The organism is Acidocella sp. MX-AZ03 (assembly GCF_027626035.1).
In the GTDB taxonomy this organism is placed as follows: Bacteria; Pseudomonadota; Alphaproteobacteria; order Acetobacterales; family Acetobacteraceae; genus Acidocella; species Acidocella facilis.
On record NZ_CP110774.1, the window covers coordinates 152,466 to 167,692 of the forward strand.

A 15,227-nucleotide genomic window follows, 5' to 3' on the forward strand; every position below is an offset into this window, starting at 1 on the left:
AACAAATAACATCGCTCTCTTGGAGGAGACTTTCATGCGTTTGAAGATCACCGCTGCCCTCTCGGCGGCGCTGCTGGCCGCCTCCGGCACCAGCGCGCTGGCGACCACCATCACCGTCGCCACCGTCAATAATAACGACATGGTGGTGATGCAGAAGCTCAGCAAAGTCTGGGAGAAAGAGACCGGCAACCATGTGAAATGGGTGGTGCTGGAAGAGAATGTGCTGCGCCAGCGCGTGACCACGGACATCGCCACCCATGGCGGCCAGTTCGATGTCGTCACCATCGGCGCCTATGAGACCCCGATCTGGGCCAAGCGCGGCTGGCTGGACAAGCTGAATGATTTCCCGGCCTCGTATGATTATAACGACCTGCTGGGCCCGGTGCGCAGCGCGCTGACCGTGAATGGCAACATGTATGCGGTGCCGTTCTATTCCGAGGCCTCCTTCACCATGTACCGCAAGGATCTGTTCGAGAAGGCCGGGCTGACCATGCCGGACCAGCCGACCTACGCGCAGATCGAGCAGTTCGCGGACAAGCTCACCGATAAATCCAAGCAGCAATACGGCATCTGCCTGCGCGGCAAGCCGGGCTGGGGTGAGAACATGGCCTTCCTCGGCACGCTGGTGAACAGCAATGGCGGCCGCTGGTTCGATATGAACTGGAAACCCCAGCTCACCACCAAGCCCTGGGAAGACGCGATCAATTATTACGTGAAGTTGATGCAGAAGGATGGCCCTCCGGGTGCCGCCTCCGATGGCTTCAACGAGGTGGAGGCGCTGTTCGCCACCGGCCATTGCGCGATCTGGGTGGATAGCACGGTTGCCGCCGGTATGCTGGAGGATCCGAAGCAGTCGCAGGTCGCCGGCAAGGTCGGTTTCGCCAAGGCGCCGATCGCGGTGACGGATAAGGGCGCCTCCTGGCAGTGGATATGGTCGCTCGCCGTGCCCAGCTCCTCGAAGAAGGAGAAGGTGGCGAAGGAATTCATCGCCTGGGCGACCTCCAAGCAATATATCGATCTGGTCGGCAAGACCGATGGCTGGGTGCTGGCCCCGCCGGGCACGCGCATGTCCACCTACCAGAACCCGGATTACCTGGCCGCGGCGCCCTTCGCCAAGCAGGTGCTGGCGGCGGTGCAGAGTGTTGACCCGCAGCACCCGACGCTGCTGCCGGTGCCCTATACCGGCATCCAGTTCGTCACCATCCCGCCCTTCCAGCAGATCGGCACCACGGTCGGCCAGGATATCGCCGGGGCGCTGAGTGGCAGCACCAGCGTGCAGGCGGCGCTGCAATCCGCGCAGGATAGCACCACCAGCGCCATGCAGCAGGCCGGCTATCTGAAGTAAAAGCCAATGCGGGCGGCCGCGCGCCGCCCGCCTCGCAAGGGAAGACCCGGACATGGCCAACGCAAAACCCAAAACGCAGCATCGCGCCAAGCTGATGCGCACCTGGCCGCTGCTCACCCCCGCGGTGGGCGTGCTGCTGCTCTGGGCGCTGGTGCCGCTGGCGATGACGCTGTGGTTCTCCTTCCAGCGCTATAATCTCGTCGACCCGACGATCAGCGGCTTCGCCGGCTGGAGCAATTACAAATTCCTGGTCGAAAGCCCGGCCTTTGTCGCCTCCATCCTGAATGAGCTGGTGATGGTCGCCGCCGTGCTGGTGATCACGCTGGTGCTGGGGGTCGCTTTCGCGGTGCTCTATGACCAGGAATTTCCCGGCCGCGCCATCGCCCGGCTGCTGGTCATCGGGCCGTTTTTCGTGATGCCGACCGTCGCCGCGCTGATCTGGAAAAATCTGCTGATGGACCCTGTGAACGGCGTCTTCGCCTATATCGCCCGCAGCCTGGGCTTCACCCCGCTGGACTGGTTCACCCATGCGCCGATGGCCGGCGAGGTGATGATCGTCTCCTGGGAATGGGTGCCGTTCGCGACGCTGATCCTGCTCACCGCCATGCAGTCTCTGGACCGCCAGCAGATCGAGGCGGCGAAGATGGATGGGGCGCGCGGCCCGCAGATTCTGCGCTACGTGATCCTGCCGCATCTCTCCCGGCCGATCACCATCGTGATGATGATGGAGACGATCTATCTGCTGGCGGTGTTCGCGGAAATCTTCGTCACCACCTCCGGCGGGCCGGGCAACGCCACCACCACGCTCACCTATCTGATCTATCAGAAGGCGCTGGTGGCGTTCGATGTCGGTGGCGCCTCGGCGGGCGGTGTCATCGCCGTCATCCTCGCCAATATCGTCGCGCTGTTCCTCATCCGCAGCGTCGCGCGCAATGTCGATCTGTAAGGAAAGCCAGAGATGAAAGCTTCACCTTTGCAAAAACTGATCGTCTTCGTGCTGGGCTGGGGGCGGCGTTGCTGATGTTCTTCCCCGTCGCCTGGATGGTGCTGACCGGGTTCAAGAGCGAGATCGACGCGGTGCATTCCCCGCCGCTGCTGATCTTCCACCCGATCCTCTCCAATTTTACCCATGTCATTCACGAGGGCGATTATCTCGGCGCGCTCGGCAATTCCGTCGGCATCGCGCTGGGGCGACCGTGCTGGGGCTGTTGATCGCGATGCCCGGCGCCTACGCAATGGCGTTTTTTCCCAATCGCTGGACCAAGGATCTGCTGCTCTGGATGCTCTCCACCAAGATGATGCCGGCGGTGGGGGTGCTGATGCCGATCTATCTGATCTGCCAGAAAAGCGGCCTGCTCGACACACTCACCGGGTTGGTGCTGGTGATGATGCTCTCCAACCTGCCGATCATCGTTTGGATGCTCTATACATTCTTCAAGGAAATTCCAGGCGACATCATCGAGGCCTCGCGCATGGACGGGGCCGGGCCGCTGGCGCAATTGCGCATCGTGCTGCTGCCGCTGGCCGGGCCCGGCATTGCCTCCACCGCCTTGCTCTCGATCATCCTGACCTGGAACGAGGCCTTCTGGAGCCTCAACCTCACCTCCTCCAACGCCGCCCCGCTCACCGCCTTCATCGCCACCTTCTCCGCCCCTGAGGGGCTGTTCTGGGCGAAGCTCTCGGCGGCCTCGACGCTGGCGGTGGCGCCGATTCTGATCTTCGGCTGGCTCACCCAGCGCCAGCTCGTCCGCGGCCTGACCTTCGGCGCGGTGAAATAGGATGTTCTGCTGATGTGCACGCTCGAACTTAAAAATCTTCGCAAAGCCTACGGCAATGTCGAGGTCATCAAGGGTGTTGACCTCACCATCAACGACCGCGAATTCGTCGTCTTTGTCGGCCCCTCGGGCTGCGGCAAATCCACGCTCTTGCGGATGATCGCGGGGCTGGAGGAGATCAGCGGCGGCGAGCTGCTGATCGACGGGGTGCGGGTGAACCAGGTGCCGCCGGACAAGCGCGGCCTCGCCATGGTGTTCCAGAGCTACGCGCTCTATCCGCATATGAATGTCGCGGACAATATGGCCTTCGCGCTGCGCCTGGCCGGGGTGCCGAAATCCGAGCGCGATGCGCGCGTCGCGGTGGCGGCGAAAACCTTGCAGCTGGATGCGCTGCTGGATCGCAAGCCCGCCAATCTCTCCGGCGGCCAGCGCCAGCGTGTCGCCATCGGCCGCGCCATCGTGCGCCAGCCGAAAGCCTTTTTGTTCGATGAGCCGCTCTCCAACCTGGATGCGGCGCTGCGGGTGCAGACCCGCATCGAGATCGCCAAGCTGCATAACGATCTCAAGAGCACGATGATCTATGTCACCCACGACCAGATCGAGGCGATGACGCTGGCGGATCGCATCGTGGTGTTCAATGCCGGGCGGATCGAGCAGGTGGGCACGCCGCTGGAGCTGTATCACAACCCGGCCAATCTTTTCGTCGCCGGCTTCATCGGCTCGCCGAAGATGAATTTGATCGGCGCTGAGGTGGTGCAGACGGATGGCTCCGCCAGCATGTTGAAGCTGGAAGGCGGTTCGGGCTTCGCGGTGCCGGCGCGCCTGGCGCCGGGGGCGAAGGTGACGCTGGGGCTGCGGCCGGAGCATATCGAGCTGGCGCCGGAAGGCGGGCTGGCGGGCAAGGTGGAGGTGGTGGAGCATCTGGGCAATGAGACCATCGCTTATGCCGATATCGGCGCGGCGCAGCCTTTGACGGTAAAACTCTCCTCAGATGCGCCGGTGCGGCTTGGCGAGACGCTGCATTTCGCGCTACGCGGCCACGCCGCATCGCTGTTCGATGAACAAGGTCAAGCCATCGCCCTTCCGGGCACCTGAAAGACACCCCCATGCCCCATCCTTCTGTCATTCTGCATCTCGGTCTGGGCTCGTTCCACCGGGCGCATCAGGCCGTCTATCTCCAGGCGCTGCACGATCTCGGCGATGAAAGCTGGGTGCTGGCCGGGGCCAATATCCGCGCCGACATGCAGGCGGTGGAAGCCGCGCTGATCGCGCAGAACGGCGTCTATCATGTCGAGACCGTGACCCCGGCGGGCGTGCGCGCCTACCAGGAAATCCGATCCATCCGCCATGTCATCCCGTGGGAGGAGGGGCTGGCCGGCCTCATCGCCTATGGCGCCCGGCCGGAGGTGAAGATCATCTCCTTCACCGTCACCGAGGCCGGCTATTACCTCACCCCGCAGCACAAGCTGGATCTGAATTTCGCCGATCTGGTCAGCGATCTTGAGCAGGGGACGATGCTGACCATCTATGGCGCGCTCGCCGCCATCCTGCATGCGCGCATGCGCGCCGATGCGGGCAAGGTGACGCTGCTCTCCTGCGATAATCTGCGCAGCAATGGCGAGCGCTTTCATGAGGGCTTCGCGGAATTCCTCTACCGGCGCGGCGATGAGCAACTGCTCTCCTGGCTGAAAACCCACACCACCACCCCGGCCTGCATGGTGGACCGCATCACCCCGCGCCCGCTGCCGGATGTCGCCGAGCGCGTGCGCGCCGCCTGTGGCGGGAATGACCAATGCCCGGTGATGGGCGAGGATTTCATCCAATGGGTGATCGAGGATGATTTCGCCGCCGGTCGCCCGGCCTGGGAAAAGGCCGGCGCGGAGCTGGTGGCTTCGGTGCAGCCTTATGAGGAGGCGAAAATCCGCCTGCTCAATGCCCAGCATTCCACCATCGCCTGGGCCGGCACGCTGGCGGGCTATCTGTTCATCCATGAAGGCACGCTGGATCCCCAGGTGCGCGGCTTCGCCTATGATTACGTCACCAACGACGTGCTGCCGGTGCTGGAGCCGAGCCCGATCAACCTCGCCGCCTATCGCGACAAGGTGTTGGAGCGCTTCTCCAACGCCTATATCCGTGACACCAACCAGCGCGTCGCCGCCGATGGCTATTCGAAAATCCCCGGCTGGGTGACGCCGACCATCCGCCAGCGCTTCGCCGCCGCGGCGGGGATCGAGAGTGTGGCGATGATCCCGGCTTTGTTCTTCCTGTTCCTGCAGGATTGGGCGGCGGGCAAGCTGCCCTTTGAATATCAGGACCAGGCGATGGATGAGGCCAGCGTGCGCGCCATGCTGGAAGGGCCGTTGCCGCTGCTGGCCTTCTGCCGCGACATTGTGCTGTTCGGCGATCTGGCCGGGGATGCGCGGCTGGAAGCCGCTATTGGCCGCGCGTATGAGCGCGCCGTTGCCTGGCGCGCCAGCCGGTAATGTATCTCGGGCTGGATCTCGGCACCTCGGCGCTGAAGGCGCTGCTGCTGGCGCCGGATCATCGCGTGCTGGCGCAGGCGGAGCGGGGCTTGAGAATCTCCACCCCGCGCCCGCTCTGGTCCGAGCAGGACCCGGCGGACTGGGAGGCGGCGTTGCTCTCGGCGCTGGACGAGCTGGCCGAACGCGAACCGGCGGCGATGCGCGCGGTGCGCGGCATCGGCCTCTCGGGCCAGATGCATGGCGCGGTGGCGCTGGATGCCGCACACCGCCCGCTGCGCCCGGCAATTCTGTGGAATGATGGCCGCAGCTTCGCTGAATGCGCTTCGCTGGACGAAGCCTGCCCGGACGCCCCGGCGCTTACCGGCAACCGCACCATGCCCGGCTTCACCGCGCCGAAACTGCTCTGGATGGCGCGGCACGAGCCGGATCTGTTCGCACGCATCGCGCTGGTGCTGCTGCCCAAGGATTATCTGCGGCTCTGCCTGACTGGGGACGCGATCTCGGACATGTCGGACGCGTCCGGCACCTTCTGGCTGGATGTGGGCCGGCGGGACTGGTCGGACGAGCTGCTGGCCGCTTCGGGGATGCGCCGCAAGCAGATGCCGGGCCTGGCCGAGGGCAGCGATGTCGCCGGCCGGCTGCGGCCTGATCTCGCGGCGCGCTGGGGCATGGGGGCGGATGTGCTGGTGGCCGGCGGGGCGGGCGATAATGCCGCGAGTGCTGTTGGCATGGGCATTGTGCGGCCGGGGCAGGGGTTTCTCTCGCTCGGCACTTCGGGGTGATTTTCCGCGCCACCGACGGGTTCGCGCCGAATGCGGCGTCCTGCATCCATGCTTTCTGCCATGCGCTGCCGGGGCGCTGGCACCAGATGTCGGTGATGCTGTCCGCCGCCGCCAGCTTGCGCTGGGTGACGCGCCTGACCGGCCAGCCGAACGAGGCCGCGCTGCTGGCCGAAATCGCAGCGCTGCGGCCGCAGGATCGCGAGGCTGCACCTTTATTTCTGCCGTATCTGACCGGCGAGCGGACCCCGCATAATAGCGCTACGACGCGTGGCGCTTTCCTCGGGCTGGGGCAGGATCACGGCGCCGCCGCGCTGGGTTACGCGGTGCTGGAAGGGGTGGCGTTCGGGCTGCGGGACGGGTTGCTGGCGCTGGGCGAAGGGGCCGGGGCGCAGGGGTTGCTGCTGGTCGGCGGTGGCAGCCGCAGCGGGCTCTGGAACCAGATGCTGGCCGATATTTTGGGCTTGCCCTTGCAGCTGGCCGAGGGCGGCGCGGCGGCGGGGGCGCTGGGGGCGGCGCGTCTGGCCTGGCTGGCCGATGGCGGCGAGGAGGCGGAAATCTGCCGCGCGCCGGCCGTGCGCGAGGTGTTCAGCCCTGAGGCCGGGTTGAATAAGGCCCGCTATCAGCGCTTTCGCGCTGCCTTCGCGGCATCGGGGCTGTGATGGCCGCCCCCTCCCGCCAGGGCAGCAATGCCATGCAGATCCGCCATTACAACGAGCGGGTGGTGCTGGAGGCGATCCGCCGGCTCGGCCAGGCCTCGAAGGCCGAGATCGCGCGTGGCGCCAACCTCACCCCGCAAGCTGTGGCGGGGATTGTCGATGCGCTGCACAAGGCGGGGTATCTGGTGCAGGCGGGCAAGCGCACCGGGCAGATCGGCCAGCCCTCGGTGCTGTACGAGGCCAATCCCGAGCGGGCCTTTTCCATTGGGCTGCATGTCGGGCGGCGGGCGATCCAGGCGGTGCTGGTGGATCTCTCCGGCAAGGTGCTGCGCCAGGTCGAGCATGAATATCCCTACCCCGCGCCGGAGACCGTCCCCAACCTGGCGCTGGAGGCCATCGCCACGCTGGAAGCCTCCCTCGCCCCGCGCCAGCGCGCCCGGCTGCTGGGGTGGGCGTCACCATGCCCTATTTCCTGGATAACTGGCAGGAGGAGCTGGGCTTCCCCGCCGCGCTGGCGCAAGGCTGGCGGGATTTCAACTTCCCCCGTTTCCTGATGGCGCAGACAAGGCGCGAAGTGTTTTTCGAGAATGACGCCTCCGCCGCCGCCACCGCCCAGCTGGTGCGCGGCCAGGGGATGGCGGAGCGCAATTTCATCTATCTCTATCTCGGCACCATCATCGGCGGCGGGCTGGTGCTGGGCGGCAATCTGGAAACCGGGCCGAATGGCAATGCCGCCGCCTTCAACACCTTCCCCGTCTCCGCCTCCACCCTGCCGGGGGCGGCAGCGCCCGCCGGGCCGTTCGAACTGCTGCAGCATCGCGCCTCGATCTATGTGCTGCTGCGGCATTTGCGGGCAAACGGGGTGGCGATCGACCGGATCGGCGATCTCGCCGGTCTGGGCGAGGCGGCGCAGCCCTGGCTGGGGCAGTGGGAGGATGATTGCGCGGCGGCGCTGGCGCAGGCGATCATCGGCGCGCTCTCGGTGGTGGATGTCGAGGCGATCGTGATTGACGGGATTTTGCCGCCGGCGCCGCTGGCGCGGATCGTGGCGCTGGTGGACGCGGCGCTGGCGCGGCTGGTGCCGAGCGGGTTGATGATGCCGAAGCTGCGCCAGGGCGGGCTGGGGCCGGATGGGCCGGCCATCGGCGCCGCGCTGCTGCCGTTTTATGCCCATTTCGCGCCGAATAACGAGGTTCTGGCGCGCAAATTCAGCGCCGAGGCGAAGCCGCTGCTGGGCTCCGGCCCGGCGGCCGCGTGATGGTAAGGAGAGACGATGTTTCTGGTCTGTGGTGAAGCTTTGTACGATATTTTCCCGCGTGGCGAGGCCGGGGCGGCCTTGCAGATGCAGGCCTATCGCGGCGGCTCACCCTATAATGTGGCGCTCGGGCTGGCGCGGCTGGGGCGAAGGTGGGGTTTTTCGGCGGCTTCTCCAGCGGGCCGATGGGCCAGAGCCTGCGCGCCGCGCTGGCGGGCGAGGGGGTGGAGATGCGCTTCTCCCCGGACAAGGCGGCGCTGACCACGTTGAGCCTGGTGGAGCTCGATGCGCAGGGCTCGCCGCATTACGCCTTTTATGGCGCCGGCATGGCGGACCGGCTGTTGGAGCCGGCGGATCTGCCGGACCTGCCCGCGCAGGTGCGCGCGCTGCATTTCGGCTCCTTCTCGCTGGTGGTGCAGCCTTGCGGCGCCACGCTGCTGGGCTTTGCCCGCGCCCAGGCGGGGCAGAGGGTGATTTCCTATGATCCGAATGTGCGGCCGACGGTGGAGCCGGATATGGGCGTCTGGCGCGCCAGCCTGGCCGAGTGGCTGCTGGTGGCGGATATGGTGAAGGTCTCGCAGGAGGATCTGGGGCTGCTTTATCCGGGCAGGACCCGCTGGCGCTGGCGCGCGGCTGGCTGGCGCAGCGCCCGGCTCTGGTGGTGGTGACGCGCAGCGAGCAAGGCGCGGTGGCCTTTACCAAGGCGGGCGAGATGGCGCTGCCGGCCCCGGCGATTAAGATGGTGGATGCGGTGGGGGCTGGGGATGCGTTCCAGGCCGGGCTGCTGGAGGGGCTGGCGGCGGCCGGGCAGTTGAGCCGGGCGGGGCTGGAGATTTTGCCGGAGGCGGCTTTGCGGCAGGCGATTGTGACCGGGGCGCTGACCTGCCAGCGCGCCGGGGCGGATTTGCCAGGGCGGGCTGAGGTGCTGGCAGCCCTGCAAAAGATTTGAATAAGTTATAAAAGTTTTTGGGGGTGTGGGGGCTTTTTTCAAAAAGCCCCACAAACGCTGGGGGTGTTGGCAAAATCGTCGTCACCACCCCAAACGTTTTCGCCGCTTTTTTAAAAAAAAGCGGCACCAAAAAACTTTTGAAACTCAGGCCCGCAGCAGCCCCGCCATCGGCGGCGCCTCCAGGCTGCCGGGAAAGATGCGCTCCAGCGCCGCACCTTGCAGCCCGAACTGCGCCGCCAGCGCGCCCTTGGCCAAGGCGCGTATATCCGCCGTCGGCGCCAGATCGCGGTTCTCGAACAGCTGCCCTTGGCCCAGCCCCGGCCAGGTGGCGCGCACCTTGCCGCCCTCCACCCGCCCGCCGATGAGAAACGCCACCGTCGCGGTGCCATGGTCCGTGCCCTTGGTGCCGTTCATCGCGGCGGTGCGGCCGAATTCGGTGGCGACCAGGATCACCGTGCTGCCCCAGGCGGGCCCGAGCGATTGTTTCAGCATGGCGAGCCCGGTATCCAGATTGACCAGCGCCCCCTTCAGCGCATTCACCTGATTGCCATGCGTGTCCCAGCCTTCCAGCTCGAAGGCGGCGATGCGCGGGCCACCTGGGGCAGCCAGCATCTGCCCGGCCTTCTGCGCCAGCAGCGGGAAGCCGTAGACGCGCTTCGCCCCCTTCGCCATCGGCGCCTGATCGTCAGACATTTCCATGGCTTCGGCCTGCTGGATGCGGGCATCAAACCGCATCTCCCGCACGCCCTGGGCCAGAGCGGGGCCGAGCACATGGTCCGGCGCGTTCAGCGCCAGGGCCTTCTGCACCAGGTCCGGCGGGGCGGCGGCGAGGCCGAGCGGCGCGTAGGCCCCCACGGGGGCGCGCCCTTCCAGCAGCAGCGGCATCGCCAGCCCCACCGCCAGCCCTTTGGCGACCGGGCCTTGCGGGGCCGGCAGCTCCAGCAGCAGCCGGTTCAGCCAGCCGGAGCTGATGGAATTGGTCTCAGTGCCCAGCTGCAGCAGGTCCTGGGCCTCGAAATGGCTGCGGGTGCGGTAGGGGCCGGCGATGGCATGCACCGGCAGCGCCTCCCCGTCCTGGTACATGCCGTGCAGATGGGGCAGCGCCGGGTGCATGCCGTAAAACCCGCCAAGATCCAGCATGCCGCCTGGCTGGCCGATGGCGGGCGGATCAGCGCGGCGCGCAACCCGGCCAAGTTGGCGTCGCCATAAGGCGGCAGGGCGGCCATGCCGTCCAAGGCGCCGCGCAGCAGCACGACGATGAAGCGCTGCTCCGTCGGCGCGCTGGCCAGGGCCAGGCGGGTCTGCCCGGCAAAGGCGGTGGCGGTGAGGCCGAGCAGGGCGGCGCGGCGGGAGAGGGGGAGATGCGGGATCATCGCCGCAGAAACTCCGGGCTGGTGAAGAGCATGGCCAGAGCCTCGCGCGGGGAGCCGGCCTGGGCCATGGCCTGGCCGGTGGCGGGCTTCTGCAAGCCTCCCAGCGCGGTTGCGGCGATGGCCTGCGGGTTGGCCCCGGCGAGCAGCCCGGCATAGGTATAGGCGGCATCCACCCGGCCCAGCATCAGATCCGGGTCTGCCCAGGCGCCGGCATTATCTGGCCAGCCATTCGGCAAGGGGGCGGCCCAGAGCGGCTGGCCGAGCTGGGCCAGCATATAGAGCACCGCGCCCGGCCTTGGCGGCTGCGGCGGCGGGGCGGCGCGCAGCAAGGAGATGGTATAGTCGAACGGGGTTTTTACCTTAGCCAGCTTCGGCGCCTGCAGCCCCAGCCCGATCAGCGTGGCATAGGCGCTGGGCAGATGCCCGCCCGAGCGCGCCAGGGACTGGGTGAGGGCCGCCACGGCCTGGGCGGGGGATTGTCAGAGATGAAATGGGTGGCGAGGCCGGTGGCGATGCGGTGATAGGCGGTATGATAGGTGGCCAGGAATCGCAGCGCTGCGATGCCGCCTTCCTCGCCTTCCGGGAAGTGCTGACCCATCACAATTTGCGGCCCGGGCTCATGCGCGTTGGGGCGGAATTTATAGCCGGTCAGCTCATCCCCGCCGCCTTCCGCGGTGGTGGCGACCGACCAGCCGGTGAGCAGCTTGGCCATGCTGGTGACATCCGCCTGGCTGTAGCCCGCCTCCAGCCCGACCGTGTGCAGCTCCATGCATTCGCGGCCGAGATTTTCGTTCAACCCCTTGCCGCTGCGTTGCCCGGCGGGGCTGTTGGGGCCGATGGATTGCTGGTTGTCGAGATAGAGCAGCATCGCCGGATGGCGCTCCACCGCCAGCACCATCTCGGCGAAATGGCCGCTGACATGCGGGCGGATCGCCTCGCGGATGAAGGGGCCGACCAGCGGCGCGGTGTTGCCCTGCAGGATCGAGACGCTGAAATGATTGGCCCAGAACCAGACCAGACGCTCACGGAAGGGCGCATCCGTGGTGGCGGCGAAATCGATCTGCGCCAGCGCGTCATCCAGGTAAAGCTGGTGGCTGCGCGGTTTGAAGGCGGGCTTGGCGGCGGGGGCGGTGCCGGCGGCTTGCGCGGCGAGCGCCTGGCGGCGCAGCATCGCATCCTCGCGCAAAACGTCCAAAGCCGCCTGGCCGGTGGGCAGGCTGGCGAAGGCGCCGGCGGCCAGAGCCGGGTCCGGCCCGGTGATCTGCGCGTGCAGCCAGGCCGGCGCATCCGCCGGGGGCGGGGTTTGCGGGCCGCCGCCATAGCCGAAGCGCACCAAGGCGTGCATCGCGAGCTGTTCCATCGGGGGCGTTATAGCATGGGGGCTGTTTGACATTCTGTTACGAAGGGCAACCGAGATGCCGCACCGCGGCAAATGCGAATCGCCAAACCCCATTTTTGACCAAATGTTACGGCGTTTTCATTTACGTAAACGTTACAAAATATGCGCCGCTGTGAAAGGAAGAATGGAAATTCGCAGCGTCTGATTTTGACAAAACGAAGGCGCGATGGCCGTTCTGGGTGGACCTCACGGGTGATGATCATCTAAAATCCTTGAGATTTCGTGTTTTGCTTCTTTGAAGCGGAATATCTCCTGACGCCTAGCAGTTTGCTGAAAAACCCCGAAACTTGGTTTTATTTTTTCTGATTTAGCTTTGGGGCCTGGATTTTGGTTCAAGTGATTGAAGTTTCTTGCCGGTTTCTGGACTTTTTTCGTCCAGCGGACAGACTCGTCCCTTATATTGCCACCATTTTTGGAATGCGTACCAGATTATAGGCGATCAGGTTGAGCATGAAGGTGCCGGCGACCCGCGCAACGCCGCGCAGCTTGGTCTTGCGCATCGTGCCGTGCTGCTTGCCCCAGCCGAATATGCACTCGATCATCGCCCGGCGGGTCTGCGACATCGCATAACCGGGATGGCGCGTGGTGCGTCCGTCAATCGCGCTGCGGCGGTGCCTGCCGGTTTTGGTCTCACCGTTGTTTTGTGTGACATGCGGTGTCACGCCGGCGTCGCGCAGATTGGCGACATGATCGGCGGTATCGTAAGCCTTGTCTTCGCCTACGGTGATCCGCCCGGCGGCCGACTTGGCTTTGGCTTTCAACATCGCTTCCGAGGCTTCACGCTCAGCCGTGCCTGTGGCCTGGGTCACTCGGCCACCCACCGCCAAGCCGTGCCGGTTGTCCATCAGCGCGTGCCCCATATACGAAAGCTTTGCCTCCCGCCCAGCGGCCTTGCGGTACAGCCGGCTTTCCGGGTCGGTGGTGCTGGCATGGGTATCGTTCTTACGCTTCTGACCGTGGAAATCCGAACCATCATCGTCGCTGCCATCCTTCGGCCGGAAGCTCTTCTGCGACGCCCACGCCTCGATCAGCGTGCCGTCCACCGAGAAATGCTCATCCGATAGTAGCGGCGTCACCCGCGGGTGGTTCAGCAGCCGGCTCATGAATTTCTGGAATATATCGCCGTTCTGCAGGCGCTCGCGGTTCTTGCTAAACGTGGTCGGGTTCCAGACCGGATCATCCGGGATAAGCCCACAAACCAGCGGTACAGGAGATTATAATCCAGTTGCTCCATCAACTGCCGTTCCGAGCGAATCCCGTACAGCACCTGGATCAGCAGCGCGCTCAGCAATTGTTCAGGCGGCACCGAGGGCCGGCCTTCCCTGGAATACAGCCAGGCAAAGCTGCGGCTCATCTCATGCAGAACATCCCGCACCAAAGCACGGATCGCTCGCAACGGATGGGTCGCCGGAACCCGTGTTTCTGGTGAAACATACGAAAACATCCCGCCCTGATCTCGAAAAGAACCCCGCACCCCACGCCTCACAAAACCTGCCAGCCAAAGTGAATCACATCATAATCCCGGCCGCCAGGAGTTTTTCAGCAAACTGCTAGCAGAGGATGGCCGCATTTGTTGCTCGATAGATTTGATGAAAATATCACAATACGATCAAAATTGCCGGAGCCGCGACGGCTTCGCCTCGATCGCCTGGACGCGGTGAATCATCGTGCGCGTCTGCCTGATTTCGATCCGATGGCGCTTGAATGCGGCATTTTGCATTTAGGCTGTGGCGCGTTTCATCGCGCGCACCAGGCGCTGGCGACGCAGCGCGCCATTGAGGCGCAAGGGGATGCAGGGCTGGGCTGGGGCATTGCCGCCGCGAGCATGACCCGCGCCACCGTGCCCGAGCAGTTGCGCCCGCAGGATGGGCTCTATACCGCGCTGGAACGCAGCGAGGCCGGCACCAAGGCGGAAATCGTCGGCGTGCTGCGCGATATCGTGCACGCCCCGACCGATCCGTTCGGCCTGCCCGCGCGCATCGCGGATCCACGGACGAAAATCGTCACGCTGACGATCACGCCGACCGGCTATCTGCTGGAGCCGAGCAGCGGCCGGCTGATGGACAGCCATAAGGATATTCAGCATGATCTGCTGAAGCCGTTGCGCCCGCGCAGTGCCGTCGGCGCCATCGCCCTTGGTCTGGAGCGGATCTATGCCGAGGGCGGGCGTCCGCCGGTGATCATCAGCTGCGATAATATTTCCGAGAATGGCCGCACCCTGCGCGACGCGGTGGTGAATTTCGCCAGCCTGCGTAGCGGCCGGCTGGCCGACTGGATCGCGCGCAATGTCCGCTTCCCGAACACGATGGTGGACCGGATCGTTCCGACCGCGAGTGCGGCGGACCGTGAGGATGCGCTGAAACTCACCGGCTTTGCGGATGCGGCGCCGGTTTCGATGGAACCGTTCCTGCAATGGGTGATCGAGGATTTCGCCGGGCCGCGTCCGCTCTGGGAAGCGGCGGGGGCGCAGTTCGTCAGCGATGTCGCCCCCTATGAGCTGGCGAAGCTGCGCATGCTCAACGGCGTGCATATGATGCTGGCCTATCTCGGCGGGATCGCCGGCTACAAGACCATTGCCGATGCGATGGCCGATGCGGCGTTCGCGGCGGCGGCGGCGCAATTCATGCAGGCCGAGCAAGGCGCGACGCTGGCGATGCCGGCAGCGAAGTTGCATGATTACGCCTCGGTTTTAATGACGCGGCTGCGCAACCCCGCGATCCGGCACGATGTTTCACGCATCGGCCGCAATGGCTCGACCAAGATGGCGACCAGGCTGTTCCGCCCGCTGCTGGAAAACCGCGCGGCGGGGCGCCCCGCACCGCTGACCGTGCTGGCCATCGCCGGCTGGATCAGCTGGTTCACCCAGCGCCAGGGCATGGCACGGGGCTGGTGATCACCGATCCGCGCAAGGAGGCGCTGGCGGCGCAGGAGAGCGCGCAGCCACAGGCGCAGGCGCGGCTGTTCCTCGGCCAGGAAGATATTTTCGGCGCCGGCGCGGCGGGCGATGAGGCGTTGGTCGATGAGCTGGCAACCGCCTTGCGGGATCTGCGGGTGCTCTCGGTGCGCGAGGCGCTGCGGCTGCGACTGCGTCACGAAAACATCACACATTGATCCACGCATAAAAAACCCGGCCAGATGGCCGGGTTTTTTATGTTAGAGCAATATGTGTTAATCTTGACGCGGCAGCCTCAAGATTAACACATGAAATTG

16 protein-coding genes and 2 pseudogenes are annotated in these 15,227 nt (G+C 65.5%); 15 read left to right on the plus strand and 3 right to left on the minus strand.

What is annotated here, in order from left to right; translation table 11 throughout:
• Positions 1-34: 34 nt before the first annotated feature.
• From GT370_RS00875 to GT370_RS00925, 12 genes are all read left to right on the plus strand, one after another.
• Positions 35-1,345 (plus strand): ABC transporter substrate-binding protein, encoded by a 1,311-nt coding sequence (locus GT370_RS00875; RefSeq protein WP_008493711.1) that lies wholly within the window; start codon positions 35-37, stop codon positions 1,343-1,345.
• 52 nt (positions 1,346-1,397) lie between these two features.
• On the plus strand, positions 1,398-2,291 hold the full coding sequence (locus GT370_RS00880; protein ID WP_008493710.1) for a carbohydrate ABC transporter permease: 894 nt from the start codon (positions 1,398-1,400) through the stop codon (positions 2,289-2,291).
• 74 nt (positions 2,292-2,365) lie between these two features.
• A complete protein-coding gene (locus GT370_RS21120) occupies positions 2,366-2,557 on the plus strand; it encodes a hypothetical protein (RefSeq protein WP_442865474.1) in 192 nt (63 codons plus the stop codon).
• Complete coding sequence (locus GT370_RS00885) at positions 2,542-3,123, plus strand: carbohydrate ABC transporter permease (protein ID WP_442865475.1); 582 nt, start codon at positions 2,542-2,544, stop codon at positions 3,121-3,123. Before GT370_RS21120 ends, GT370_RS00885 begins: the two co-directional genes overlap by 16 nt.
• A 12-nt stretch (positions 3,124-3,135) precedes the next feature.
• Positions 3,136-4,215, plus strand: coding sequence for an ABC transporter ATP-binding protein (locus GT370_RS00890; protein WP_008493708.1), 1,080 nt, complete (start codon positions 3,136-3,138; stop codon positions 4,213-4,215).
• An 11-nt stretch (positions 4,216-4,226) separates the two neighbouring features.
• On the plus strand, positions 4,227-5,603 hold the full coding sequence (gene dalD / locus GT370_RS00895) for a D-arabinitol 4-dehydrogenase (protein ID WP_008493707.1): 1,377 nt from the start codon (positions 4,227-4,229) through the stop codon (positions 5,601-5,603).
• Entirely contained in the window at positions 5,603-6,385 is a 783-nt protein-coding gene (locus GT370_RS00900) for an FGGY family carbohydrate kinase (protein ID WP_270183744.1), read from the plus strand. Before dalD ends, GT370_RS00900 begins: the two co-directional genes overlap by 1 nt.
• Positions 6,382-7,044 (plus strand): FGGY-family carbohydrate kinase, encoded by a 663-nt coding sequence (locus GT370_RS00905; RefSeq protein ID WP_270183745.1) that lies wholly within the window; start codon positions 6,382-6,384, stop codon positions 7,042-7,044. Before GT370_RS00900 ends, GT370_RS00905 begins: the two co-directional genes overlap by 4 nt.
• Entirely contained in the window at positions 7,044-7,595 is a 552-nt protein-coding gene (locus GT370_RS00910) for an ROK family transcriptional regulator (protein ID WP_270183746.1), read from the plus strand. Before GT370_RS00905 ends, GT370_RS00910 begins: the two co-directional genes overlap by 1 nt.
• Positions 7,502-8,299, plus strand: coding sequence for an ROK family protein (locus GT370_RS00915; protein ID WP_270183747.1), 798 nt, complete (start codon positions 7,502-7,504; stop codon positions 8,297-8,299). The genes GT370_RS00910 and GT370_RS00915 overlap by 94 nt, the downstream gene beginning before the upstream one ends.
• A 149-nt stretch (positions 8,300-8,448) precedes the next feature.
• Positions 8,449-8,964, plus strand: coding sequence for a PfkB family carbohydrate kinase (locus tag GT370_RS00920; RefSeq protein WP_270183748.1), 516 nt, complete (start codon positions 8,449-8,451; stop codon positions 8,962-8,964).
• Positions 8,958-9,245, plus strand: a complete 288-nt coding sequence (locus GT370_RS00925) for a PfkB family carbohydrate kinase (protein ID WP_270183749.1) — start codon at positions 8,958-8,960, stop codon at positions 9,243-9,245. The genes GT370_RS00920 and GT370_RS00925 overlap by 7 nt, the downstream gene beginning before the upstream one ends.
• Positions 9,246-9,389: 144 nt before the next feature.
• Here GT370_RS00925 and GT370_RS00930 read toward each other — a convergent pair whose 3' ends face one another.
• Positions 9,390-10,385: a DUF1501 domain-containing protein gene (locus tag GT370_RS00930; protein ID WP_333489993.1), complete on the minus strand. Its 996-nt coding sequence runs from the start codon at positions 10,383-10,385 to the stop codon at positions 9,390-9,392.
• Positions 10,386-10,469: 84 nt separating this feature from the next.
• Here GT370_RS00930 and GT370_RS00935 point away from each other — a divergent pair, with 84 nt between their 5' ends.
• Complete coding sequence (locus GT370_RS00935) at positions 10,470-10,643, plus strand: hypothetical protein (protein WP_270183750.1); 174 nt, start codon at positions 10,470-10,472, stop codon at positions 10,641-10,643.
• On the opposite strand, the pseudogene GT370_RS00945 reads toward GT370_RS00935, so the two are convergent.
• Both GT370_RS00945 and GT370_RS00950 read right to left on the minus strand, forming a co-directional pair.
• A pseudogene (locus GT370_RS00945) lies at positions 10,615-12,071 on the minus strand (DUF1800 domain-containing protein). The gene GT370_RS00935 and the pseudogene GT370_RS00945 sit on opposite strands and share 29 nt — an antisense overlap.
• A 341-nt stretch (positions 12,072-12,412) precedes the next feature.
• Positions 12,413-13,491 (minus strand): annotated as a pseudogene (locus GT370_RS00950) (IS5 family transposase).
• Positions 13,492-13,674: 183 nt separating this feature from the next.
• On the opposite strand from GT370_RS00950, the gene GT370_RS00955 reads away from it, so the two are divergent.
• The gene (locus tag GT370_RS00955) at positions 13,675-14,910 is read left to right on the plus strand and encodes a mannitol dehydrogenase family protein (RefSeq protein ID WP_270183753.1); all 1,236 of its coding nucleotides are present in this window, start codon (positions 13,675-13,677) and stop codon (positions 14,908-14,910) included.
• Positions 14,907-15,128 (plus strand): hypothetical protein, encoded by a 222-nt coding sequence (locus tag GT370_RS00960; protein ID WP_270183754.1) that lies wholly within the window; start codon positions 14,907-14,909, stop codon positions 15,126-15,128. The genes GT370_RS00955 and GT370_RS00960 overlap by 4 nt, the downstream gene beginning before the upstream one ends.
• Positions 15,129-15,227: the final 99 nt, after the last annotated feature.

Coding starts and splice junctions, on each gene's coding strand:
- GT370_RS00935 (WP_270183750.1), top strand. CDS start 10,470: ATGCCGTCCAAGGCGCCGCGCAGCAGCACGACGATGAAGCGCTGCTCC.
- GT370_RS00880 (WP_008493710.1), top strand. CDS start 1,398: ATGGCCAACGCAAAACCCAAAACGCAGCATCGCGCCAAGCTGATGCGC.
- GT370_RS00910 (WP_270183746.1), top strand. CDS start 7,044: ATGGCCGCCCCCTCCCGCCAGGGCAGCAATGCCATGCAGATCCGCCAT.
- GT370_RS21120 (WP_442865474.1), top strand. CDS start 2,366: ATGTTCTTCCCCGTCGCCTGGATGGTGCTGACCGGGTTCAAGAGCGAG.
- GT370_RS00900 (WP_270183744.1), top strand. CDS start 5,603: ATGTATCTCGGGCTGGATCTCGGCACCTCGGCGCTGAAGGCGCTGCTG.
- GT370_RS00915 (WP_270183747.1), top strand. CDS start 7,502: ATGCCCTATTTCCTGGATAACTGGCAGGAGGAGCTGGGCTTCCCCGCC.
- dalD (WP_008493707.1), top strand. CDS start 4,227: ATGCCCCATCCTTCTGTCATTCTGCATCTCGGTCTGGGCTCGTTCCAC.
- GT370_RS00930 (WP_333489993.1), bottom strand. CDS start 10,385: ATGCTGGATCTTGGCGGGTTTTACGGCATGCACCCGGCGCTGCCCCAT.
- GT370_RS00875 (WP_008493711.1), top strand. CDS start 35: ATGCGTTTGAAGATCACCGCTGCCCTCTCGGCGGCGCTGCTGGCCGCC.
- GT370_RS00890 (WP_008493708.1), top strand. CDS start 3,136: ATGTGCACGCTCGAACTTAAAAATCTTCGCAAAGCCTACGGCAATGTC.